General features: G+C 62.4%; 22 protein-coding genes. 9 read left to right on the top strand and 13 right to left on the bottom strand.

All coding sequences use genetic code 11. The features are described from left to right. Nucleotides 1-3 precede the first annotated feature (3 nt). Nucleotides 4-171, bottom strand: a complete 168-nt coding sequence (locus tag E8Q41_RS25465) for a hypothetical protein (protein WP_170976345.1) — start codon at nt 169-171, stop codon at nt 4-6. Nucleotides 172-325: 154 nt separating this feature from the next. On the opposite strand from E8Q41_RS25465, the gene E8Q41_RS03380 reads away from it, so the two are divergent. Continuing rightward, a complete protein-coding gene (locus E8Q41_RS03380) occupies nt 326-1027 on the top strand; it encodes a glutathione S-transferase N-terminal domain-containing protein (RefSeq protein ID WP_137154093.1) in 702 nt (233 codons plus the stop codon). 54 nt (nt 1028-1081) lie between these two features. On the opposite strand, the gene E8Q41_RS03375 is transcribed toward E8Q41_RS03380, so the two are convergent. Further along, nucleotides 1082-1417 (bottom strand): DUF2147 domain-containing protein, encoded by a 336-nt coding sequence (locus tag E8Q41_RS03375; protein WP_137154092.1) that lies wholly within the window; start codon nt 1415-1417, stop codon nt 1082-1084. A 448-nt stretch (nt 1418-1865) separates the two neighbouring features. Here E8Q41_RS03375 and E8Q41_RS03370 point away from each other — a divergent pair, with 448 nt between their 5' ends. Next, nucleotides 1866-2129 (top strand): sel1 repeat family protein, encoded by a 264-nt coding sequence (locus E8Q41_RS03370; RefSeq protein WP_137154091.1) that lies wholly within the window; start codon nt 1866-1868, stop codon nt 2127-2129. A gap of 116 nt (nt 2130-2245) precedes the next feature. Here the strand turns inward: E8Q41_RS03370 and E8Q41_RS03365 are convergent, their stop codons facing one another. From E8Q41_RS03365 to E8Q41_RS03320, 10 genes are all read right to left on the bottom strand, one after another. Beyond that, the gene (locus E8Q41_RS03365; protein ID WP_137154090.1) at nt 2246-3358 is read right to left on the bottom strand and encodes a pyridoxal phosphate-dependent aminotransferase; all 1113 of its coding nucleotides are present in this window, start codon (nt 3356-3358) and stop codon (nt 2246-2248) included. Between the two features lie 35 nt (nt 3359-3393). Then, nucleotides 3394-3786 carry a PilZ domain-containing protein gene (locus tag E8Q41_RS03360; RefSeq protein ID WP_137154089.1) on the bottom strand — a complete coding sequence of 131 codons (393 nt, stop codon included), beginning with the start codon at nt 3784-3786 and terminating at the stop codon, nt 3394-3396. Between the two features lie 209 nt (nt 3787-3995). Beyond that, on the bottom strand, nt 3996-4373 hold the full coding sequence (locus E8Q41_RS03355; RefSeq protein ID WP_137154088.1) for a hypothetical protein: 378 nt from the start codon (nt 4371-4373) through the stop codon (nt 3996-3998). 145 nt (nt 4374-4518) lie between these two features. Continuing rightward, complete coding sequence (locus E8Q41_RS03350) at nt 4519-4920, bottom strand: type II toxin-antitoxin system VapC family toxin (protein WP_137154087.1); 402 nt, start codon at nt 4918-4920, stop codon at nt 4519-4521. After that, complete coding sequence (locus tag E8Q41_RS03345; protein ID WP_137154086.1) at nt 4920-5156, bottom strand: type II toxin-antitoxin system prevent-host-death family antitoxin; 237 nt, start codon at nt 5154-5156, stop codon at nt 4920-4922. Before E8Q41_RS03345 ends, E8Q41_RS03350 begins: the two co-directional genes overlap by 1 nt. A 49-nt stretch (nt 5157-5205) precedes the next feature. Beyond that, complete coding sequence (gene iolB, locus E8Q41_RS03340; RefSeq protein WP_137154085.1) at nt 5206-6003, bottom strand: 5-deoxy-glucuronate isomerase; 798 nt, start codon at nt 6001-6003, stop codon at nt 5206-5208. A gap of 36 nt (nt 6004-6039) precedes the next feature. Beyond that, the gene (iolE, locus tag E8Q41_RS03335) at nt 6040-6957 is read right to left on the bottom strand and encodes a myo-inosose-2 dehydratase (protein WP_137154084.1); all 918 of its coding nucleotides are present in this window, start codon (nt 6955-6957) and stop codon (nt 6040-6042) included. A gap of 93 nt (nt 6958-7050) precedes the next feature. After that, nucleotides 7051-8898, bottom strand: a complete 1848-nt coding sequence (gene iolD / locus E8Q41_RS03330; protein WP_137154083.1) for a 3D-(3,5/4)-trihydroxycyclohexane-1,2-dione acylhydrolase (decyclizing) — start codon at nt 8896-8898, stop codon at nt 7051-7053. 138 nt (nt 8899-9036) lie between these two features. Further along, nucleotides 9037-10947, bottom strand: coding sequence for a 5-dehydro-2-deoxygluconokinase (gene iolC / locus E8Q41_RS03325; RefSeq protein WP_137154082.1), 1911 nt, complete (start codon nt 10945-10947; stop codon nt 9037-9039). Nucleotides 10948-11020: 73 nt separating this feature from the next. Beyond that, nucleotides 11021-11890: a MurR/RpiR family transcriptional regulator gene (locus E8Q41_RS03320; RefSeq protein WP_137154081.1), complete on the bottom strand. Its 870-nt coding sequence runs from the start codon at nt 11888-11890 to the stop codon at nt 11021-11023. A 167-nt stretch (nt 11891-12057) separates the two neighbouring features. Here E8Q41_RS03320 and E8Q41_RS03315 point away from each other — a divergent pair, with 167 nt between their 5' ends. Beyond that, nucleotides 12058-15525 carry a caspase family protein gene (locus E8Q41_RS03315; protein WP_170976343.1) on the top strand — a complete coding sequence of 1156 codons (3468 nt, stop codon included), beginning with the start codon at nt 12058-12060 and terminating at the stop codon, nt 15523-15525. An 83-nt stretch (nt 15526-15608) separates the two neighbouring features. Here the strand turns inward: E8Q41_RS03315 and E8Q41_RS03310 are convergent, their stop codons facing one another. After that, nucleotides 15609-16604, bottom strand: coding sequence for a calcium-binding protein (locus E8Q41_RS03310; protein WP_137154079.1), 996 nt, complete (start codon nt 16602-16604; stop codon nt 15609-15611). 317 nt (nt 16605-16921) lie between these two features. Between E8Q41_RS03310 and E8Q41_RS03305 the strand changes: the two genes are divergently transcribed. From E8Q41_RS03305 to E8Q41_RS03285, 6 genes are all read left to right on the top strand, one after another. Continuing rightward, nucleotides 16922-17413 carry an MgtC/SapB family protein gene (locus tag E8Q41_RS03305; RefSeq protein WP_137154162.1) on the top strand — a complete coding sequence of 164 codons (492 nt, stop codon included), beginning with the start codon at nt 16922-16924 and terminating at the stop codon, nt 17411-17413. Between the two features lie 93 nt (nt 17414-17506). Then, nucleotides 17507-17788, top strand: a complete 282-nt coding sequence (locus E8Q41_RS03300) for a DUF1778 domain-containing protein (RefSeq protein WP_137154078.1) — start codon at nt 17507-17509, stop codon at nt 17786-17788. Nucleotide 17789: 1 nt separating this feature from the next. After that, complete coding sequence (locus E8Q41_RS03295; RefSeq protein WP_137154077.1) at nt 17790-18284, top strand: GNAT family N-acetyltransferase; 495 nt, start codon at nt 17790-17792, stop codon at nt 18282-18284. A gap of 149 nt (nt 18285-18433) precedes the next feature. After that, complete coding sequence (locus E8Q41_RS25810) at nt 18434-19357, top strand: hypothetical protein (protein ID WP_246660060.1); 924 nt, start codon at nt 18434-18436, stop codon at nt 19355-19357. Further along, the gene (locus E8Q41_RS03290; protein WP_246660064.1) at nt 19242-20804 is read left to right on the top strand and encodes a DNA polymerase Y family protein; all 1563 of its coding nucleotides are present in this window, start codon (nt 19242-19244) and stop codon (nt 20802-20804) included. Before E8Q41_RS25810 ends, E8Q41_RS03290 begins: the two co-directional genes overlap by 116 nt. Continuing rightward, nucleotides 20804-24136 carry an error-prone DNA polymerase gene (locus E8Q41_RS03285; protein WP_137154075.1) on the top strand — a complete coding sequence of 1111 codons (3333 nt, stop codon included), beginning with the start codon at nt 20804-20806 and terminating at the stop codon, nt 24134-24136. The genes E8Q41_RS03290 and E8Q41_RS03285 overlap by 1 nt, the downstream gene beginning before the upstream one ends. Nucleotides 24137-24248: the final 112 nt, after the last annotated feature.

Below are 24248 nucleotides of genomic sequence, written 5' to 3'. Positions count from 1 at the left end.
CAATCACCGGATCCCGCAGCTGGGATTCAGCGGGTTTGAGCAGGCATGGCCCCCGAACTGAGCGAGATGCGGCGCGCGCGAGTGATGTTCGACGACGATCTGCAGTCCCAGCGCGAACAGGGCGGCCCCGAGGCAGATGATCGCAAAGCGGCGCATCATGATCGCATTCATGTCAGGCGTTTCTCCCACAGGCGTTGTCTATGAGGCAAACCCTAACCAGACGGGACTGAACCCGCGCTGACCTCAGCATTCATTTTCAGTTCAGAGTGGTTGCCGGCCGTTAACCCAGACACTACCTTCCGTCATTCCCATCAAGGAGACGCCCATGTCCGCGCCCATAGACCTCTATTACTGGCCGACGCCGAACGGTTGGAAAATCACCATCATGCTGGAGGAGCTCGAAGCGCCCTACCAGATCAAATACATCAATATTTCCAAGGGCGAGCAGTTCGAGCCGTCTTTCCTGGCCATCGCGCCCAACAATCGCATGCCGGCGATCGTCGATCCCGACGGCCCTGGCGGCGCGCCGATATCGGTGTTCGAATCCGGCGCCATCCTGCAATATCTTGGCCGAAAGTTCGGCAAGTTCTATCCCGCCGATGAACGCGCCCGCGTCGAGGTGGATCAATGGCTGTTCTGGCAGATGGGCGGTCTCGGCCCGATGGCCGGGCAGGCGCATCATTTCCGCAATTATGCGCCGGAAAAGATCCAGTACGGCATCGACCGTTACACCAATGAGGTCAATCGTCTTTATGGCGTCATGAATAAGCGGCTCGCCGATCGCGATTATCTCGCCGGCGACTATTCGACCGCCGACATGGCCTGTATCGGCTGGGTGATCCCTCACAAGAACCAGGGGCAGGATCTCGACGATTTCCCGCATCTCAAGGCCTGGTTCGAGCGCCTGCATCAGCGTCCGGCCGTTCTCAAGGGCATTGCGGTCGGTAAGGAAGAGCGGGAGCGGCAGGCCAATCTCGCCGAAGACAAGGAAGCCCAGAAAATCCTGTTTGGTCAGCGCGCGCGCTGATCAACAAAAGGGCGGCTCCCAGGCGGGGCCGCCCTCGTCGTCTCTGTTGCTTGTTTAGAGCCTGGTCCAGGTCTGCGACTTGCAGAACACGCCCATCACGCAGCCTTTCAGCTTCATTGAAGCGCCTGACACCGTCGCATAGCCGGAATAGGTTTTGTCTTCGGCTGGATCGGTGATTTCACCCTCGTAATCAGCGCCGGTTCCCGACATCTTGCCGATGCGCTTGCCTGCATATTTTCCCGTCTTCAACGTGACGCAATAGGCGCCGCCGCATTTGGCGATTGCCGCCGTTTCCCCGCTTTTGGTTTTCCAGTTGCCCTCGATCGGTTCTGCGGCAAAAGCCGCGCCTGCCGACGCTATGATCACAAGGGCCGTCAATAGTCTGTGCATCTCATCCTCCCAGTCTGCAAAGCCGTCCAAAAGGCTTTGTCATTCAAATTCGTAGCGTCGAATTTTCGACAAGGAAACAGGAATCTGAGCAGCAATCGCATTGCCCGGATGGTCGCGATCGATTTGCATGGTTACGGGGCGATTAAAACCGCAGGCTGAAATTTTCGTAAAGTTTTCCGCGTTTGCCGAGAAGGGCAGGCGGTTGGATACTTAAAGAAAACATAAGTTTACCAGCTGTTCGGATTTCGTTTGCTGCAAATTAAGGATGCATTTTAGGTGAATTTTCAAAGCCCTCCTGCATAGTAGAGCCATAACAAGGACGGCAGTAAACGCCGCCGAAAAACGGAAAGCGCCGAGCGATCGGAAAGAATAGGCAAGCGCAGTCCGGCCTTCATGCAAGGCAAAACAGGGTGAAATGAAAACAACGTCTGTAACAGGGACAAAGACAATGGCGCGTTATGATATGAACATCTCGAATTCGGCTATGGGCGGCGAAAGCCAGGCCGACATTTTCTGCGACATGGGCCTGATGTACGCCACGGGCCAGGGCTGCGATATCGATCTGGTCGCTGCGCATAAGTGGCTCAATATCGCTGCGATCAAGGGCTCCGAACGCGCCGCCATGCTGCGCGCCGAACTGACCCCGAGCATGACCAAGATGGAACTGGCCCGCGCCCTGCGCGCCGCCCGCGAATGGATGACGATGCACTGATCGTCATCCTGATGCCGCTCACTACAAAAGACGTGAAGACGAAGACTGCGGTTTACGCAGCAAGATATTGAAGCCGCGACCGCTCCCAAGCGCCGCGGCTTTTTCTTTGTTTCGTCTCAGCCGATTTTTGCCAACACCTTTGGCAGCGCCTGTTCGAACAGATCGAGATCGCTGTCCGGCCCCACGCTGACGCGGATGCAGCGGTTGAGCGGCGCGACCCCGGGCATGCGGATGAACACGCCTTCCTCCATCAGGCCATCGACAATCGCGCGCGCACAGGCGCCGTCGCGATGGCAATCGATCGCAACGAAATTGGTGGCCGAGGGCAGGGGCAAAAGACCGTTGGCGCGGGCGATGACGCCGATCCTGGCCCGGGCGCCGGCGATCTTGTCCAAAGTCTCTGCGAGATAATCCTGATCCGCCAGCGCGGCGATCGCGCCTGCGACGCCGACCCGGTTCATGCCGAAGTGATTGCGGATCTTGTCGAAGGACTGCGCCGTGCCGCGCGCGGCGATGACATAGCCAATACGCGCGCCCGCCAGCCCATAAGCCTTGGAGAAGGTGCGGGTGCGGATCACGTTCGGCCGGTCGAGCAGCGCGTTGTTGGCGGGCTGCACGCCTTCCGGCGCGGTTTCGCCATAGGCCTCGTCGAGGATCAGCAGCGTTTCCTCGGGGATGGCGCGGGCGAAAGCCAGAACCGCCTCGGCGCTGTGCCAGCTTCCCATGGGATTGTCGGGATTGGCGAAATAGACGAGCCGGGCTTTCTCGCGCTTCACCGCGTCGAGAAGACCGTCGAGATCCTCCTTGTCGTCCTTGTAGGGGACGGTGACCAGGCGGCCGCCATAACCGTTCACATGATAGTTGAAGGTGGGATAGCCGCCGAGCGAAGTGACGACCGCCATGCCTTTTTCGATCGTCATCCGGACGATTTCGCCGAGCAGGCCGTCGATGCCTTCGCCGACATTGATCTCATGGCGATTGACGCCGAGATGGTTCGCCAGCGCCTCGCGCAGCGCGAAATTGTCGGGATCCGAGTATTTCCAGCTCTCCTCGATCGCCACAGCCATCGCCGCCTTCACGCGCGGCGATGGGCCGAAGCCGTTTTCATTGGCGCCGATCCGCGCCTTGACCGGGAGGTTGCGGTTTCGCTCGATGGCTTCCGGCCCGACGAAAGGAATTGTGGCCGGAAGGTCGCGGACGAGCGGTGTGAAATAGTCGAAGGTTGGCATAGGTTTGGACGCCCCGATTCATGATCGGGAATACCCTATTGAAAACGGACGCGTCCGGGAAGATTGTCGCCCGCCATGAAGTCGCCGCGCACGATTTTCGACAGCAGACCCTCGGGCAGCGGCTTGATGAAACGCACGCCGACGCGGCCATCGAGGCGGTGAACCTCCGCGCAGCCGATGCGGATCGCAAGCCCCGCAAACGAGAGATAATAGTGATCGGGCAGCCCGATCGTCGTGAACATCTGCACGCAGGCGCCGCCGCGTGAAATATCCACCACCTGACAGGATCGCGGAGAGAGCCCCGCCAGTCCGGGAAGGACCGAATAGACCACACCGGGTCGGTTGACGATGAACCGTTCGAATTTCTTTGCTTCCAGGCCCTGCTCTACATGAACAGTGCTGATCGTCGCTTCTGCGCCTACAGCCATGGACACACTCCTTGTTTCCATGTGCCCACATTCCACCTCAAATGTTTAATCCGGCTCAATCCCGGTATTAGAATTTTAACGAATCCGGATTTTGGCGTATCGGGCTGTCTACTTTCGGGAGGCTTGGACAAAAATGCAACGCATTTAGAGACGCAGTCATGCAAAGGGCCGCTCGAGGCGGCCCTTGCGATTTCAGATGGAGACGTCGATCAGATGGCTTCCAGTTCTTCCAGTGAGGCGCCGCCGACGATCGTCTGTAGATAGCCTGCGTCGAGGAACATATTGAACTTGATCATCATGCGGTCCTTCTCGCGACGCACCATGGTCGAGCCGATTTCCTCTGTAGATCCCATGATGACCAGGAAGAAGTTCCGTGGCAGATCGATATAGGGGCTGAAGTTAAGAAGCGCGCCTCCGCAAGAGATGCTCTCGATCAAGGTGTTGTATTTCTTTTTGATCTGGAGATGCGGCGCGACGGGGATAATGGTGCCGGGCCGGTCGATCTTATGCATCTTGAAGCTGCGCTTCGGATTCTGGATCATCAGCACGTCGTTGAAGTTTTTGAACTCCCGGATTTGCATCGTCATCCTCCTTTCTGGTTGAAGATGACAATAGCATCGCCAGGTTGCGGGAGGTTCAAGCAGATCGCTAAAATTCTATCGAATCGCGTGTTTCTGAGGGCGACTGGGCCATTGCGGGACAGGTTGCAAGTTCAGAATGGTTGACGATGCTTTACCATACGCGCCCCGGCCAGGCTTGTCTGTCAGCAAGTCCGTCGAACGCGCTGTCGGCGGACAGGATGGGCAGTCCCATCTCCAGCGCCGTCGCGGCGAGCATGCGATCGAAAGGGTCGCGATGGTCCCAATCGAGCAGGCCGGCGCTTCGAGCAATGCTGGGATTGAGGTCAATAATCCGTCCGCCCTGATTGACGGCAAGCTCCGAGAGACGGTCGGTGAACGGCTCCATCTCAGGCCATTTTCCGATTCGAACTTTCTGGCAGATTTCATAGACGGAAATCGCGCTGACATAAATAATATCAGCGTCCAGAATAATAGCTGCGATGTTGCCCGGTAACCGCCGATCCAGATTGATGGCCCATGCCCACACATGGGTATCCAGCAGGTAAGACGCCATCAACCGCCTTCCCAGAGCCTCAACTCTTCTTCGCTCATTGGCTCAAGAAAGTCCGGCGCGTCGCCTTTGAGCTGATCTTTGAGAATGCCCAACTGGAACTTCCGCTTCTTCGGCCAAGGCACAATCGTCGCGACCGGCCTGTCGCCGTCCGCGATGGTCACATCCTGTCCCGTCTCGGCGGCCTCTTCGATAAGGCGGGCGAGATCGGATTGCGCCTGCTCAATCGTCACCTTCATTTCCGGTCTCCTTGTCCATAAAGATGAGCCAAGGAGACGGAATGTCAAGTCAGGTGGCGAGCAGCCATTCATGCTCTTTTGCGTTGTGGAATTTCCACACGCGCTTCGGTCCCGCCATGACGTTGAGATAATAGAGGTCATAGCCGTGGATGGTGGCGCAGGGGTGATACCCCTTCGGCACCAGCGTCACATCGCCGTTTTCCACCGCCATGGCTTCGTCGAGCGAGCGATCGTCGGTATAGACGCGCTGGAAGGCGAAGCCCTGCGGCGGGTTGAGGCGGTGGTAATAGGTTTCTTCCAGGAAGCTCTCATTGGGCAGGTCGTCCTGGTCGTGCTTGTGCGACGGATAGGACGAGGTGTTGCCCGCAGGCGTGATGACCTCGACCACCAGAAGCGAGGCGGCCGCGCCGTCGTCTTCCGGCATGATGTTGGTCACGTGACGGACATTCGAGCCCTTGCCGCGGATGAACTGCGGATGCGTGCCCGGGCCGATCAGCCTGGTCTTGAAGCCGTCGCCGCCCGGGGCCGTGCAGACGGCGAGTTCGAGATCGGTTGTCGCCGTCACCGACCAGGACGAATCCTTCTGCACGTAAAGCGCATGCGGCGCGCCTTCAAACACGTTCATGCGTTCGCCGACTTCACCGAACTCTTGTCCCGATGCGGACGCCTTGCCCTTGCCGGTCAGCCAGACGAGGCAGGCTTCCCGGTCGCCAGTCTGTTCGGTGACCGTCTCTCCCGCCTTCAGCCGGTAGACCGAAAAGCCGACATAGGTCCAGCCCGCGCTTTCGGGCGTGACGTCGTGAACGAGGCCGTGGCTTGCCTTGGGTTTCACCAGCAGTTTGGGCATGGTCATAACTCCTGTCTGTCAGATCGGGCGAGGGGCTCAGCCTTTCGGAAAGCCTTCGGTTTCCACCGTATAGCCCGCCGCCGTCATCACGCGCATCAGTTCGGCATGGCCGATCTCGGCCATTTTCTGCGGCGGAGCCTTCTTCGGATCCTGCTCGGCTTCGACCACGAACCAGCCTTCATAGCCGTAATCGGCGAAGCGCTTGACGATGGCTCCGAAATCGAGCGAGCCGTCGCCCGGCACGGTGAAAGCGCCGAGCGCCACCGCGTCGAGGAAGGACTGCTTGGAGCGATCGAGACCGTCGACAACGGGGCGGCGGATGTCTTTCACATGCACATGGTTGATGCGGGCATGGTGATTGTCGATGGCGCGCAGCACGTCGCCGCCGGCGAATGCCAGATGGCCGGCGTCGAGCAGCAGCGGAATGCCTTCGCCAGAGTTCTTCATGAAGGCGTCGAGCTCCGGTTCGGTCTCGACCACGGCCGCCATATGGTGATGGTAGGACAGCGGCATGCCCTGATCTGCGCACCATTCGCCGAACTCGGTCACCTTGCGGGCATAGACCTTCATTTCCTCGTCAGACAGGCGCGGCTTGGTGGCGAGCGGCTTGGAACGATCGCCCTGGATCGACAGACCGACTTCGCCATAGACGATGCAGGGCGCGTTCACAGCCTTGAACAGCTCGATCATCGGCGCGATGCGGTCCTTGTTGGCCGAAAGATCCTCGATGGTCAGCGTGCCGGAAAACCAGCCGCCGCACAGCGTCACGTCGGCGGCGCGCAGGATCGGCAGCATGACGTCGGGATCATCCGGAAAGCGGCGACCCTTTTCCATGCCGGTGAAGCCGGCGGTGCGAGACTGGCGCAGGCATTCCTCGAGCGACACGTCGTCGCTGAGATCCGGAAGGTCGTCATTCCACCAGGCGATGGGCGACATGCCGAGTTTGGCTTTCATCAGAGGTCTCCTCAGTGTCTTGGTCCGGACCTGCAGCGTCCGGGAAGATATTGAAACGAAGCGAGGCGCGTCTCGCGCCTCGAAAATGTTCGGTCACCCGATGCGCTGGGCGGCGAGCGCCTTGAGATAGGCGGCGCGGGCGTCGTTGACCTGAGGACGCGGGCTGACTTCGGGCACAGCCACATCCCACCAGTGACCGCCTTCCTTGGTGGTGATCAACGGGTCGGTGTCGATCACGATCACAGTGGTGCGATCATTGGCCTTTGTGTCTTCAAGCGCCTGCTCCAGCTCCGCAATCGAGGCGACTTTGAGCGCGATTGCGCCCATCGCCTCCGCATGCTTGGCGAAATCGATGTCCGGCATCACCTCGTGATAGGCGTCTTTCAAGAGATTGTTGAAGTTGGCGCCGCCGGTGCCCATCTGCAGCCGGTTGATGCAGCCATAACCGCGGTTGTCGAGCAGCACGACGGTGATCTTCTTGCCGATCATCACCGAGGTCGCGAGTTCCTGGTTGAGCATCATATAGGAGCCGTCGCCGACCATGACGACGACATCGGCGTCCGGCCGCGCCATCTTGACGCCGAGACCGCCGGCGATCTCATAGCCCATGCAGGAAAAGCCGTATTCCATATGGTAGCTGCCGGGGCTGGTGGCGGGCCACAGCTTGTGGAGTTCGCCCGGCAGGCCGCCTGCGGCGCAGAGCAGCACGGAATTCTCGTGGGCGCGATTGCGCGCGACGGCGCCGATGACCTGCGCATCCGAGGGCAGGGCGTTGGCGGGCGCCATGGCCTTCTCCGCCGCCTTCATCCATTCGACCTTCAGCGCGGCGGCCTTGTCCTTGAGCGCTGCGGGCGCAGACCAACCGGACAGCGCGGCGGTCAGATCCGTCAGCGCGACCTTGGCGTCGGCGACCAGCGGCAGCGCATTGTGCTTGCCGGCGTCGAAAGCGGCAGTGTTGAGGCCGAGGAAGCGGGCGCCTTCATCCTTGAACAGAGCCCAGGAGCCGGTGGTGAAATCCTGCATGCGCGTGCCCACCGCGATCACCAGATCGGCGGCTTCGGCGAGCGCGTTGGAAGCCGACGTGCCGGTCACGCCGATCGAACCCATCGACAGCGGATGGCGCTCGTCGATCGCCGACTTGCCGGCCTGGGTGACGGCGACCGGAATGCCGGTCTTCTCGGCGAACGCCTTAAGCTCTTCGGTCGCGCGCGAATAGAGCACGCCGCCGCCGGCGATGATCACCGGAGACTTCGCCGACTTGATCGCGGCGATGGCGGCCGCCAGTTCGTCCTCGTCGGGACGGGGGCGACGGAAGCTCCAGATCTTCTCGGCGAAGAAGCTTTCGGGATAATCGAAGGCTTCGGCCTGCACATCCTGGCAGAGCGACAGGGTGACGGGGCCGCAATCGACGGGATCGGTCAGCACCTGCATGGCGCGCTTCAGCGCCGGCATGATCTGCTCGGGACGCGTGATGCGATCGAAATAGCGCGAAAGCGGACGGAAGGCGTCGTTGGCCGAGACCGTGGCGTCGCCGAAATTCTCGATCTGCTGCAGCACCGGATCGGGCGCGCGATTGGCGAAGACGTCGCCGGGCAGGAACAGCACCGGCAGGCGGTTGACATGCGCCACGCCCGCGGCGGTGACCATATTGAGCGCGCCGGGGCCGATGGAGGTCGTACAGGCCATGAAGCGCTGGCGGAAGCTCGCTTTGGCGTAGGCGACGGCGGCATGCGCCATGCCCTGCTCATTGTGGGCGCGATAGGTCGGAAGCTCGTCGCGCACCTGATAGAGCGCTTCGCCCATGCCGGCGACATTGCCATGGCCGAAAATCGCCCAGACCCCGCCGAAGATCGGCAGCGTCTCGCCATCGATCACCGTCTTCTGCGCCTTCATGAAGTGCACGATGGCCTGCGCCATCGTCAGCCGGATCGTCTTCGCCATCCTATCCTCCCGCATTCCTCTCGCAGGTCTGCGCCCGCGCCTCGCTGTCTTAATCCCTCTTCCCGATTTCGGGGAGAGGCGAGATCAAATAGAGCTGCGGCCTCCGCGTGGCGTTTCGGCGCAGCCCCGGTCTTTATCTCAAAGGCCGCGCGTGCGCAGCCAGGCCTTTGTCAGCTCTTCGAAGCGGCCGGCCATATCGGTAATCGCTTCTTCATCCGTCATGCGGCCGCCGAGCCATTGATTGGCGGCATGCGCGAAGATGGTGCGGCCGACGGCGAAACCCTTGACCATCGGCGCGACCCGGGTTGCGGCAAAAGCCTTTTCAAGTTCTGCGGCAGGCGCTTCGAGGCCGAGCAGCACGATGCCGCGGCAATAGGGATCGTTCTCGGCGATCACGGCCTCGATGTTTTTCCAGGCGGCGGCCGAATGCTGCGGTTCGAGCTTCCACCAATCCGGGCGGATGCCGAGCGCATAGAGTTCGGTCATGGCCCGCGAGATCGTGTCGTCGTCGAGAGGGCCATGCTTGCCGGCGATGATCTCTACCAGCAGCTCACGGCCCACCTTGCGGGCGGCGTCGTAGAGGGCGCGCAGCTTCTGCTGCTGCTCCTTCTTCAAAGCCTCGGGATCGTCGGGATGGTAGAAGCACAGGCACTTGATGCAATGGTCGACAGGCCATTCCACCAGCTGCGAGCCGATATCCTGCGAGAATTCAAACCGCAGCGGGCGCGAGCCCGGTAGCTCCACCGGCCGGCCGATCCAGGAAAAGTCCTTCTTGGCGGCGTCAAAAAAGGCTTCGCGGCCAAAGCGCTCGTCGATCAGCATGCCGTAGCCTTCGCGGCCCTGGCTGACGCGGGCGGCGGCGGCCACGGCGAGACGCTTGAAGGCGTTGATCTTCGCGTGCGGCGCTTTGTGCTGGTCAGCGATGTCGGTCAGTTGCGAGCGATGATCAATGGCGAGCGCCATCAGAAGCGGGATTTCCTTGCGGCGTGTCGTCGCCCAATGGATATGGCTGAGGTCCTCGTCCTTGCGCAGGGCCTTGAATTTCGAGCCGTGCTTGAGAAAATAGCTGAGCTCTTCCCAGGTGGGATATTCCGGCGCGCAGAGCAGACGCGAGACGGCGAAGGCGCCGCAGGCATTGGCCCAGGTGGCCGAGGTCTTGTGGCTCTCGCCCTTCAGCCAGCCGCGCAGGAAGCCCGACATGAAGGCGTCGCCTGCGCCCAGCACGTTATAGACTTCGATCGGAAAACCCTGGCCGACAATCCCGTCTTCGAGATCGTCGCTGATCGGGCCGTCATAGACCACGCAACCCATTGCGCCGCGCTTCAGCACGATCGTCGCGGGCGAGACGGCGCGGATCGCTTTCAGCGAGGCCAGCACGCTGTCGGCGCCAGAGGCGATCATGATTTCCTCTTCGGTGCCGACGATCAGGTCGCAATCCGGCAGCACCGATTTCATCAGTCCCGAGACGCGGTCGGACTTCACATAGCGTTCAAAACCCTCGGCGTGACCGGCAAGACCCCAGAGGTTCGGACGATAGTCGATGTCGAACACCACCTTGCCGCCATGCTTTTTGGCGAGCGCGATGGCCTTGCGTTGGGCGGCCTCGGTGTTGGGCTTGGAGAAATGCGTGCCGGTGACGAGCACGGCTTGCGAGGAGGCGATGAAGGCATCGTCGATGTCGTCCTCGTTCAGCGCCATGTCGGCGCAATCGGTGCGCACGAAGATCATCGGCGAAACGCCTTCGGATTCGACCGACAGCAGCACGAGCGCGGTCAGCCGATCCTTGTCCGGGATGACGCCCTCGGTGGCGACGCCCTCGCGGGCCAGTTGTTCGCGGATGAAGCGGCCCATCTGCTCGTCGCCGACGCGGCTGATCAGCGCCGATTTCAACCCGAGCCGTGCGGTGCCGACGGAGATGTTGGCCGGGCAACCGCCGACCGACTTGGCGAAGGAGGCGATGTCTTCGAGCCGTGAACCGGATTGCTGACCATAGAGATCGACGGAAGACCGTCCGATCGCGATCACGTCAAGCGTCTTGGATGTCGCCATGTGTCTCTCCCCCTGCCATGGTGTGTTTGGCGAATTTGAAACACCAGTTTCAAAAAAATGTCAATCGGAATATTTATTCCATTGCGATCGAGCCATTCTGTTCCCGCTCCAGCCGACGCCGCTTTTCCGCCACCGCCACCGGCAGCGTCATGGCCAGCGCCATGGACGCCGACAGCGACCTGAAGCCGGCGAAGTCGGATTCGACGATTTCAAACCAGCAGGCGGAGAAGGCGGCCAGTGGCGAGAACACGGAATCGGTGACCGAGACGATCGGCGTCTCTCGCGCGGCGAAGGCCTGGGCCTGGGCGATCGTGTCGGCGGCATAGGGCGAGAAGCTGACGGCGAAGGCGGCGTCGCGGGGACCCGCGAAGCGGGCCATCTCCGCTTCCACCCCATTCGGCGTCGCGGCCATCACATAGCGGATGCCGAGCTTGCCGAAGGCATAGGCCATATGCGCGGTCAGCGGATAGGATCGCCGCTTGGCGATGAGATAGATCGTCTCCGCCCGGGCGAGAATCTCGGTGGCTTGCGCCAGTTTCTCGATTTCGAGACTGGCCGCGAAACGGTTGATCGATTGACTGGCGGCGGTCAGGAAGCCGCCGAGGAGTTCGGTTTCCGCAGCCTGCGCATTGGTCTGCTCGAGCATGTTGAGCCGCTCTTCATAGGAAAGCGTCTTTTCCTTGAGCCGCTCGCGGAAGATCCGCTGCAGATCGGAAAAGCCCTCATAGCCGAGATGATGGGCGAGCCGCACCAGCGTCGAGGGTTGCACCGTCGCGGCGCCGGCGATGCTGGCCGCCGTGCCGAAGGCGATCTCGTCGGGATTGGCGAGGCAATAGGCGGCGATTTGGGCGAGACGCTTGGGCATATCCGCCTTCCGCTCGATCATCGCGGCGCGCAGCGCGTCGAAATCCTTTGGCGGCGGAGCCTTGACTGCCTCGTCCATGCATCATCCTGCCGTTTCATGAAATGCGAAGAATGGAATGAATATTCTGTTTCTATGTCTGCGTCGATGCCGGCCGCCGGAATTTGAAGAGAAAAAACCAAAATGGGTGCATTGAAAGAGGGCGGCTCATTCGTAATATTCGCGGCGGCTTCAGCAAGGGGATGGAAATGGCGGGGGTTCTGGCGAGAGGCTGGTGGTTTTTCGGGCTGTTTTGCGCTGTCTTGCTCGTCGCGACGCAGGCGTCGGCCGAAGCGGGGCGGCGCGTCGCTCTTCTGATCGGCAACCAGAATTACGAGCAGACCACGCCCCTGCGCAATCCCGCCAACGACGTCGAACTGATGCGCAAGACGCTGAAGGAAGCCGGCTTCGACGATGTCATGGTGGCGAAAGACGTCGATCTCGCCGGCATGCGCAAGGCGCTGAGGACCTTCGAGAACAAGGCCGAGGGCGCGGAAGTCGCCGTGCTCTATTATTCCGGCCATGGCATGGAGATGAATGGCGAGAACTATCTCATCCCCACCGACGCCGTGCTCGCTTCCGATAAGGATGTAGAGGACGAGGCCTTGTCGCTCTCCCGCGCCGAGCGGTCGCTGAATGGCGCGACGCGGCTGAAACTGATGATCCTCGACGCCTGCCGCAACAATCCCTTTCTCGAGACCATGACGCGCTCTGTCGGTTCGCGCGCCGTGTCGCGCGGTCTGGCACGCGTCGAACCGCAAAGCGTCGATACGCTGGTCGCCTACGCCTCGCGCGCCGGCACCGTGGCGCTGGACGGCGAGGGCGGCAACAGCCCCTTCGCCGAAGCCTTGGCGCGCTATATCGCCCAGCCCGGCGTCGATATCCGCATCGCGCTCGGCCAGGTGCGCGATGCGGTGATGAAAGCCACCAATCGCCAGCAGGAGCCCTTCGTCTATGGCTCGCTGGGCGGCGCGCAGATTTTCCTGTCGATCAAGCAGATCGACATCACCATCAACACCGGCCCCGTGCAGGACAAGCAAACGCTTGAAACCGCCTCCGCCGCAGCCGACTGGCAGAATATCAAGGATCTCGCCGACAAGGACCTGCTGGAGGCCTTCATCACCAAGCATGGCGGCGATCCCGTCTATCGCATGCTGGCGGAGAAGAAGATCAAGCAGTTGCAGGCGACGCAGGCCAAGACCGAGGCCGCCGCCGACCAGATCGCCTGGGAGGCGCTGAAGGGATCGACAGACGCCGCAGCCCTCAAGCGCTTCATCGAACGGTATCCCAAAAGCGCGTTCCGCCGCGAGGCGGAGGCCGCGCTGGCCTCGCTCGCGCCGCCCCCGGTCGCCTCATCGGCGGACGCGCTGTCGGCGTCTGAGCGCGATTGCCAATTGCTGGCCGGCGAATTGCAGGGCGCGAGCGGCTTTGCCGGCGTCTATCTCGACCGCATCGACGCCAAGCGGGCGCTGACCGCTTGCGCTCAGGCGGTCAATGAAAAGCCGTCCTCCGGCCTCTATGTCAACCTGCTCGGCCGCGCCTATGAAGCCGACAAGAATTACGTCGAGGCCGAAAAACGCTATCGCGAAGCGGCCGATCTCGGCGACATGTACGGTCTCGCCAATCTCGGCTGGTTGCAGGTCAACGGCTCCGTCGACGGCGCTGATCCGGCCAAGGGGCTTGAAGCCTTCGAGACCGCCGCTCGCGCCGGCAATCATTTCGCCCAGGCCTCGCTCGGCCAGGTCTATCGCGACGGTCTCGCCGGCGAGCCGCAGGATTACGCAAAATCTTTCGACTGGTATCGTCAGGCCGCCGACAAGGGCAACGCCAGCGCGCTCGGCAATCTCGGCTGGTTCTATCGCGAAGGCGTGACGGTGTCGCAGGATTACGCCCGTTCGGTCGACTATTACCGGCGCGGCGCGGAAGCGGGCGACTTGGCCTCGATCGCCGCGCTCGGCTATGCCGCGCAGAACGGTCTCGGCATGACGCGCAATTATGAAGAAGCGCGCAAATGGTATGAGAAGGGCGCGAATGCCGGCGACTCCTATTCCATGGCGTCCCTCGGCTTTCTTTACGATACCGGCGCCGGCGTGAAGCAGGATTATGTCGAGGCGCGCTACTGGTATGAAAAGGCGGCCAATGAGGGCAGCGCCTACGCCATGGGCAATCTCGCTCGTCTCTACGATCAGGGTCTCGGCACGGCTGTCGATCCCGATGAATCGGTGCGCTGGGCGATCGCCGCCGTCTCACGCGGCGACAGCGCCAAGATCGGCGAACTCAAGACCACGCCCGACAATTTCTCGCCGCTGTTCCGCAAGGGCTTCCAGGAGGCCCTGAAGGAACAGGGCGTTTTCACGGGCGAGGCGAACGGCGAGTTCGGCGAAGACACGTTCAAGGCGATCGACGACCTTGCCGCAGGCCAAGCCGCCTCGAATGCGCAGGAGACGGCGTCCGATGCGAATGCTGCCGACCCCGCCGCCAATGCCGGCGAAGAACAGGATCAGACCGCCTCGGACGCGACGGGAAAGCTCGGCAATCTCGTGCAGGGTTCTCTTGAGGAGGCGAGCCAAGCGGCCGCCGATACGGAATCGAATGACGACGAGAGCGCCGAGGCTCTGAGCGCCAAATGCTATGAACTCGCCGGGGAGCCCGGGTCCAAGCCCAATTTCGGCGGCGTCGACGCCTCGGCGATCGATGCCGAAGCGGCGGTCGAGGCCTGCGGCCGCGCTGTCGCCAAGTCGCCCGAGGATTCGATGCTCATCAACATGCTCGGTCGCGCTCATGACGCCGGCGAAGATTACGCCGCCGCCCGCGAAGCCTATGAGAAAGCAGCCAGCATGGGCAACGCGTTCGCCTCGGTCAACCGCGCCTGGCTGCTGATCTACGGCAATGGCGAAGACGCCGACGTGGAAAAGGGAGTGGAGATGCTGAAGGAGGCCGCGGCCAAAGGCAATTCATCGGCCCAGTCCTCGCTCGGCTGGCTCTACCGCGAGGGCTACGAACCGGTCGCGCAGAACTATCGCAGCGCGGTGGAATGGTATCGGAAAGCCGCCGCCCAGGACCATCCAGATGCGCTGTCCGCCATGGGCTGGCTCTATCGCGAAGGTCTGGGCGTCGCCCGCGATGAAAAGGCGTCTCTCGAGGCCTATCGCCGCGCCGCCGAACTCGGCGAGATCAACGCCATCGGTTCGCTCGGCTATGCGCTGCAGAATGGTCTCGGAACGGAAGTCGACCTCTCGGAAGCCAAGCGCTGGTACGAAGCAGGGGCCGCGCGCAACGACGCCTATTGCATGGGCTCTCTCGGCTGGCTCTATGAAGCGGGCGAGGGCGTCGAGCAGGACTATAAAACAGCGGCCGAGTGGTATGAAAAGGCGGGCGAGGCCGGCAGCTCCTATGCCCAGGGCAATCTCTCGCGCCTGTACGACCAGGGCCTCGGCGTCGACAAGGACGCCGGCAAGGCGGTGGACTTCGCCGTGGCCAGCATCTCTGGGGGCGAGGAGGATTTCATCCGCGACATCAAGGGCGGGGCCAAGGACTTCTCCGTCGCTTTCCGGCGCGGCCTGCAGAAGGAGCTGAAATCTCGCGGCTTCTATTCAGGCCCGGTCAACGGGGTGTTTAACGCGACGACGTCCAAGGCGATCGATAAACTGGTCGCCAGCGGCCAGGAGCAGCAGTGAGGCTCGACGGCGAGCCGCTGACGCGAAAACGCCCGCCGAAATGGCGGGCGTCTCTTTTTTGAGATGCGGTTGAGCCGTTCGGCTCAGAGAATGAAGTCGCTGGAGCGCAGCGAAGCGGTGTTTTCGACTTCGATCGAGAAATCGGCGCGGCCGTCGCCATTGACATCGCCGCGGATGATGCCGCCGGAGTAGCGCAGTTCACCGGCGGTGCCTGAGAAGGCGGCGCTGCCGATATAGTCAAAGGCGTTATCAGCGCTGCTCGACTTGATGGCATCGATATCCATGAGATCGATCTGGTCGCCCTGCGAACGGCTGAAATCGACGATCACGTCGCGATTGGAGCTGTTGGGGCTTTCAGACGTCGACTGGAAGATGAAGAAGTCGGCGCCGTCATTGCCGGTCAGCCGGTCTAGGCCCATGCCGCCGTAAAGGTCGTCATCGCCAGAGCCGCCATAGAGTTTGTCATTGCCGTCAAGGCCCTTGAGAATGTCCGAGCCGTTCTGGCCCCACAGGCTGTTGGCCCCGGAATCGCCGATCAGCGTGTCCTTGTAATTCGTGCCCTTGACGTTCTCGATCGAATACAGAACCTCTTCCGTGCCATCGCCGGAAGTGGCGTATTCCTGGGACAGATCGACCTTGATGCCAGCTCCGGCGAGATCCGGATCGTCATTCTGACGGGAATAGTCGACCGTATCGGTTCCCGAGCCGCCGGAGATCAGATTGTAGAAGCCGATCGAAGAGAACGTGTCGTTACCGGCGTCGCCATAATAATCGGAAGCCCAGGTGGAAATCCTGATGGTGTCGGCGCCGTTGCCGCCCCAGACGCGGTCATACTGATCGCTGTCGCCAGAAAATCCGATGCCGACATAAGTGTCGTTGCCGTCGCCCAGATAGACGTCGTTGCCCCATTCGATGGTGCTGTGGACATAGTCGTTGCCGGCTCCGGCTTCGACATAGGTATTGTTGGCCTTCAGATGGATGCTGTCATTGCCTCCATAGGTGTAGATCTCGTCATAGAGATTGCCGGAGTTCTGCTTGACGTCGTCACGACCATTGTCGCCGTCATAGATGTAGGCCATGTTCTATCCTTCCTTGGTATCCTGTCTCGACGAATCCGGAGAGGCGTCGACGGGGGCTCTCCCGGAGTTCTGGATTTCTCCATCATCTCCTCATGAGCGTTTTGTAATGGCGCCGGACTGAACCGCCTCTGAAAAGCATGTTAATCCGCGGTTCATCTTGGCGATGCATTGCCGCCGCCTATAAGCCCGCTTCGGTCGGGATTGTTCCATCGAACTTGTCCTTTGACCTGTGCGGACAGACGTCGGGGAATGGTGTGCAGGCGAATTTGGACCTTGGCGTGACGGAACGAAATCCGTTTTCGGGTTTTTTATGGGCCATGGACCAGATCATCGCCGACATGTTTCCACTCACGCAGATCCCTTATCCGGTGATCTTCGCCCGTTTTATCGGCGCGATCATCTTCGGCGCCGTCATCGGGCTGGAGCGCCAGCGCAAGGAGCGGCCGGCGGGGCTCAAGACCCATATCATGGTGTCGCTCGCCGCCTCGCTCTTCGCCATCATCTCTATCGAAAGCGTGCATATGCCGGGCCTAGACCAGGAGGCGGTGCGCATAGATCCCTTGCGCGTCGTCGAGGCGGTGACCGCCGGCGTCGCCTTTCTCGCCGCCGGCACCATCGTGCTCAGCAAGGGCGAAGTGAAGGGACTGACGACCGGGGCCAGCCTCTGGCTCTCGGGCGCCATCGGGCTCGCGCTCGGCTTCGGCCATTGGATGATCGGCCTCTTCGTCACCTGCGCCGCCTTCTTCGTGCTCTATGTCATCGGACGTCTGGAGTATGGCCATCGGCAGATCGAGGCGGAGAAAGAGTGAACCATTCTTGATGCGCTTTGGCTCAAGCGCTGCGATTGTTCTATTGAATGGGATGAGATATACGATGTATATCTCATCCCTAGGAGATTGTTCATGACCATCAAGGCGGATCGAAGCGGTGCGACAAAGCCAGTTCAATTGCGTATCCGCAAGGATATCAGCGATCTGATCGATCGCGCCGCAGGCGTCAATGGTAAGACCCGCTCCGAATTCATGATCGAAGCATCGCGACGGGCTGCTGAAGATGCTTTGCTCGACCAGACCTTCGTACAAGTCGATGGCGAGAGCTTTCGCCGTTATGTGGAGATTCTCGACAAGGCTCCTGAGGGCGAGGGTTTTACGCGCCTGATGAATGTAACCAAGCCCTGGGGCTGAGATGATCTCGTCTCCGAGCCTTCTGGATGATCAGCATCAGATCGAGCTTTTCGATTGCGGACAGGACTCTCTGAACCAGTGGCTGCGCCGGCGAGCTCGGGCCAATCAGGCAAGCGGCGCCTCTCGAACCTATGTTTCCTGCGTGCAGGACCGCGTGATTGGCTATTATTGTATTTCTTCAGGCGGGCTTGCTCTTCGTGAAGCGCCGGGCGGCTTGCGTCGCAATATGCCCGATCCCGTTCCGATGGCCATCCTTGGACGCCTCGCGATTGATCGAACATGGCAAGGTAAAGGCTTGGGCGCAGCGCTTTTGCAGGATGCCGTTCTGCGCGTGAGGCAGGCGGCGCACATCCTCGGCATTCGCGGCGTTCTCGTTCACGCCATTTCGCCTGAGGCCAAAGTCTTTTATGAACATTATGGCTTCGTCGCGACGGCCACTCAACCGATGACTCTGGTCCTATCGTTGAAACAATTCGATCACACTCCCCAGGGTTGAAAGTTATCCTGCCGAATTGGTTAATATTTTCCTGAAGTCGGTCTAGGAAAATAATCTCCCCTTGTTTGAAACCTAGGACCGTTGACTCTCGTTCCATTTTCTGGATTCAATAGGAACATAAAAAGAACAAAAAACGAGGATGCAACGCCATGGCGGAGCCGGCTTTGGCGCGCGAGGACCTGTGCGCCCTGCGAAGCGAAATCGAACGACTGGAAAGCGCCGATGTCTCTAATCTGGGACGGATGGCGCGCGGCCAGGCCTGGGATCGGGCGGCGACTGCCGCCGTTCACGAGAGAGTGGAAACCGGCGCCGAGACCTTCGACGCAGCGCTCGGCGGCGGGCTGGCGCGGGCGGCGCTGCATGAGATCCGCACCGAGGCGACCGCCGACAATGGCGCGGCGAGCGGCTTTGCGCTGGCTTTGTCGCGGCTGGCGCTGGGGCGCGGGCCGGGACTCATCCTTTGGATCGCCGATCCCATGGGCGCGCGCGAAAGCGGAAGGCTCTATGCGCCCGGCCTTATGTCGCATGGCTTGCCGTCCGCTGGCCTGCTGCACGCCGCTCCGCGCAAGCTCAAGGACGCGCTGATGGTGGCCGAAGCCGCGCTCACTGTCTCCTCCTTCGCCGCCGTGGTTTTCGAGGTCTATGGCAATCCCGCCCGCTTCGGCCTGACCGAAAGCCGCCGCATCAGCCTGCGCGCCAAGGCGCACAAGAAGCCGGTCTTCCTGTTGCGCGAACGGGGCGGGGAGGAGGCCTCCAGCGCCGAGAGCCGACTGCTCGTCCGTCCCGCGCCGTCCTCGCCCGTGCGCATGCCCAGTGGCCGGACCTATGAGGCCGGGCTCGGCCGACCCGTCTTCCATGTCACGCTCGAAAAGAGCCGCAATCCTCTGTCGCCCGAATTTTACCTGGAGTGGAACGCCGATGACTGTCTCTTTCGCGCAATCGAGCCCGGCCGGATCTCTGTTCGGCCCGCAGACCGGCCAGCGGATCCTGGCGCTCTGGTTCCCCTCTCTGGCGACCGATCGGCTCGCCCGGATCCGATGGGGCAGGTCGTGGCGTTCTCACGGGCGTCCTGAGCATCCGCCCGTCGTCTGCGCAGCCCTGCAGCGCAACGCCATCAGGCTGACGGCGGTCGATGAAGAGGCGCGCCTCATGGGTCTCAAGCCCGGCCAGGGCGCGGCCGAGGCGCGCGCCATGATCCCCGATCTCGACGTGGTCGAGGCCGATCCCGCCGCAGACCGCGCGCTGATCGAGGCGGTCGCCGACTGGTGCGACCGCTATACGCCGCTGGTGGCGCTGGACGGCGCCGACGGCCTGTTTCTCGACATCACCGGCTCGTCGCATCTGTTCGGCGGCGAAAAAGCGCTGCTCGACGATCTGCTGGCGCGGCTCTTCCATATGGGCTTCGAGGCGCGGGCGGCCATCTCGTCTGCGCCCGGCCTGTCTTCGGCGCTCTGCCGTTACAGCCGCCGCGACATCGTCATGCCTGAGGCCATGGAGGAGGCGCTGGCGCCCTTGCCGGTCAGGGCGCTGCGCCTGCCGGAGGAAACGGTGGCGCTGTTGATCAAGGCGGGGCTGAAACAGGCGGCCGATCTCATCGGCCAGCCGCGCGCGCCGCTTGCCCGCCGGTTTGGTCCAAAACTGTTGCTCAGGCTCGATCAGGCGCTCGGGCTGGAGGAAGAGCCGATCTCGCCGCGCCGGCCGGTCGCGGCGCTGTCGGCCGAACGGCGGCTCTCTGAGCCGATCGGCAATGAGGATGTCATTCTCGCCATGCTCCGCCATCTCGGCGACAGTCTCAAAAGCCTGTTCGAAGCGCGCGGCGAGGGCGGCAAGCTGTTCGAATTGCTGCTGTTTCGCGTCGATGGCCGCGTCTTCCCCATCCGCGCCGGCGCGGCCCTGCCCATTCGCGACCCCGCCCGCATCGCAGCCCTGTTTCGCGCCCGGCTGGCTGCCGCCCAGGATGATCTCGACGCCGGCTATGGCTTCGAGACGCTGCGGCTCAATGTGCTGACGTCAGCGCCGTTCGACGAGGCGCAGCCGGATTTCGACGGCCGCGGCCGCACGGATGACAGTCTCACGGAGTTTATCGACCAGATGGCCGCCCGCTTTGGCCCCGATCTCATCACGCGGCCTGCGCTGTTTGAAAGCCATATGCCCGAACGCGCCGGCCGCTTCATGCCGGCGCTCGCTGTGGAGGAGAGGCCGGCCCCCGTCTGGCCCACTGATCGGCCCGTCCGTCCCCTGCGCATGCTGACCTATCCCGAACCGGTGGAAACGACGGCGGAAGTGCCGGATGGCCCGCCGAAAACCTTCCGCTGGCGCAAGACCTTCTTCCGTGTGGCCCGCGCCGAGGGCCCCGAACGCATCGCGCCGGAATGGTGGATCGATGGCGAGACCGCGCCGTCCCGCGATTATTTCCGCATCGAGGACGAAGCGGGCCGCCGCTACTGGCTTTATCGCGAGGGCCTCTATGAGCGCGACAATCACGATCCGCGCTGGTTCATCCAGGGAGTCTTCGCCTGATGATCCGCTTCTGCGAACTCGGCCTTCGCAGCAATTTCTCTTTTCTGGAGGGGGCCTCCCATCCGGAGGAACTCGCCGTGGCCGCCTCCCGGCTGGGTCTGTCGGGCATCGGTCTGGCCGACCGCAATACGGTGGCCGGCGTGGTGCGGCTGCATCTCGCCGCAAAGGAGGCGAGCCTGGCATATCGGCCCGGCGCGCGCCTGTCCTTTGCTGATGAGACGCCTGATATTCTCGCTTATCCGCGCGACCGCCGCGCCTGGGGGCGGCTCTGCAGGCTGCTGAGCCTCGGCAACCAGCGCGGCGGCAAGGCCAATTGCCTGCTGCACGAGGCCGATCTCCTGGAGTGGGGCGAGGGGATGATGCTCGCGGTCATGCCGGGCCTCGCCGATTTCGAGCGTCTGCCAGACCTGCTCGCCCGCCTGCGCGAGGCCTTCGCCGATCATGTCCATCTCGGGCTGACGCCGCGCTATGACGGCTTCGACCGCCGCCATCACCATGCGCTCGCCGACATCGCCCGCCAGACCGGCGTCAAACTCCTGGCCACCAATGACGCGCTGATGCATGAGGCGGACCGGCGACCGCTCGCCGATGTTGTCACCGCCATTCGCGAGCATGTCACGGTGCAGGCCGCCGGCTTCCGGCTCGCCGCCCATGCCGAGCGTCATCTGAAATCGCCAGCTGAAATCGCCCGGCTGCTGCGCCGCCATCCCGAAGCGATCGACAACGCCAACGCCTTCTTCGACGCGCTCACGTTTTCGCTCGACGAGCTGAAATACCAGTATCCCAACGAGGCCGTGCCGGGCGAGACGCCGGAGGAGACGCTGCGGAGGCTGGCTTATGAGGGCGCCGCCCAGCGCTATCCGCAAGGCGTCTCCGACAAGGTGCGCGGCCAGATCGAATATGAGCTGAAGCTGATCCGCGAGCTCGAATACGAGCCCTATTTCCTCACCGTCTGGGACATCGTCCGCTTCGCCCGCTCGCAGGGCATTCTCTGCCAGGGGCGGGGATCTGCCGCCAATTCCACCGTCTGTTTCTGCATCGGCATCACCGAAGTCGACCCGGCGCTCACCGATCTGCTGTTCGAGCGCTTCATTTCGCCTGAGCGCCGCGAGCCGCCCGATATCGACGTCGATTTCGAGCATGAGCGGCGCGAGGAGGTGATCCAGTATATTTACGGCAAATATGGCCGCGAGCATGCCGGCATCGCCGCCACCGTCATCAGCTATCGCGCCCGCTCGGCCGGCCGCGAGACGGCCAAGGCGTTTGGCCTGTCTGAAGACCAGCAATCGGCGCTGTCGGGCGCGGTCTGGGGCTGGTCGTCGGCGGCGCTCGACGAGCGCGAGGCCCGCGCCGCAGGCCTCGACACGTCCGATCCCACCACCCGCCGCGTGCTCGATTACGCGTCCGTGCTGATGGGCTTTCCCCGCCATCTCTCCCAGCATGTCGGCGGCTTCGTCATCACCCGCGACCGGCTGGACGAGGTGGTCCCCGTCACCCCCACCGCCATGGAGGGCCGTTCGCAGGTGGAGTGGGACAAGGACGATCTCGATGCGTTGGGAATCCTCAAGATCGACATTCTGGCTCTGGGCATGCTCACCTGCATCGCCAAGGCGTTCGGCCTGATCAAGCGCCATTACAAGGGCGAGTTGACGCTCGCCTCGATCCCCAAGGAGCGCTACGAGGTCTATGACATGATCTGCCGCGCCGATACGCTCGGCGTCTTCCAGATCGAGAGCCGGGCGCAGATGAGCATGCTGCCGAGGCTGCGCCCGCAAACTTTCTACGATCTCGTCATCGAAGTGGCCATCGTCCGGCCCGGCCCGATCCAGGGCGATATGGTCCATCCCTATCTCCGCCGCCGCCAGGGCAAGGAGCCGGTCGCCTATCCCAGCAAGGAGCTCGAACAGGTGCTCGGCCGCACGCTCGGCGTCCCCTTGTTTCAGGAACAGGCGATGAAGATCGCCATCGTCGCCGCAGGCTTCACCCCGTCGGAGGCCGACAAGCTGCGCCGCGCCATGGCCACCTTCCGCCGCGTCGGCACCATCCACACCTTCCAGAAAAAGATGGTCGAGGGCATGGTCGCGCGGGGTTACGAGGCCGCGTTTGCCGAGCGCTGCTTCAAGCAGATCGAGGGGTTCGGCGAATATGGCTTTCCCGAAAGCCACGCCGCCTCCTTCGCGCTTCTGGTCTACGCCTCCTGCTGGCTGAAGGCGCGGCATCCGGATGTGTTCTGCGCCGCCATCCTCAATTCCCAGCCGATGGGTTTTTATGCGCCGGCGCAGCTGGTGCGCGATGCCCGCGAACATGGGGTGGAGGTGCGCGAGCCCGATGTGAACCATTCTGGTTGGGCGAGCGATCTCGAGCCGCAGGCCTTCGATCCCGCCCGCATCCATCCGCGCCACCGCTCCATGGCCGGCGTCATCCGCACACGCTTCGCCGTCCGGCTCGGCTTTCACCAGGTCAAGGGGCTGGCGGAGGCCGATATGGTCAGGCTGGTCGAGCGGCGGGGCGAGGGCTATGCGTCGGTGCGCGATCTCTGGCTGCGTTCGGGCCTGAGCCGCGCCGTGATCGAAAGACTGGCGGACGCCGATTGCTTCCGCTCCATCGGGCTCGACCGCCGCGCAGCCCTCTGGGCTGTGCGCGCGCTCGATGAGAAGAGCGCTGCCGAACGCCTGCCGCTGTTCGAGAACAAGGGCGCCGATCTTCTCGAACACGAGCAGCCGGTGCGCCTGCCCACAATGGCCGAGGGCGAGCATGTCATCCATGATTACCGCACCCAGTCGCTGTCGCTGAAGGCGCATCCCGCCTCCTTCCTGAGACAAGATTTCGAACGCCTCGGCCTGCTCAGATCCATGGATCTCGATCATGTCAGGAATGGCGTGCGCGTCGGCGTGGCGGGCCTGGTGCTGGTGCGCCAGCGGCCGGGCTCGGCCAAGGGCGTGATCTTCATGACCATCGAGGACGAGACGGGCGTCGCCAACGCCATCGTCTGGCCAAAAGTCTTCGAGGCCTACCGGCCCATCGTCATGGGCGCGCGGCTGGTCGCCGTGCGCGGCCGCCTGCAAAAGGCCGACGGCGTCATCCATGTCGTGGCCGAGAGCGTCGAAAACCTCACCGACCACCTCGCCAAACTCTCCGACGACGGCCGCCTGATCGAAAGCCTCGCCAACGCCGACGAAGTCCGCCGCCCCGTCCCCGAAAGCCGCGCCCGCCCCAAACCGGGCGGAGCCGTGACCGCGCTGTTCAAGGAGATGCCGGAGCTGAAAGAGGATTTAAAGAGGCAGGCCGAAATGGCGCGGAAGGTGATGCCGTCGGGGCGGAATTTTCATTAAGGGAAAGGTGGCAGTCCCCACATTGCTCATTTGAATATCAGCGTGTTGCTGACTTTATGCTAACATATTGCACGGCAGCCAAGGTTTTGGGACGCAAGAGGGCTCAGTTTTT

The sequence above is a fragment of the Rhizobium sp. FKL33 genome (assembly GCF_005222915.1).
In the GTDB taxonomy this organism is placed as follows: Bacteria; Pseudomonadota; Alphaproteobacteria; order Rhizobiales; family Rhizobiaceae; genus Rhizobium_E.
Note: the sequence above shows the minus strand (reverse complement) of the source record. Positions and strands in the feature narration are given on the sequence as shown.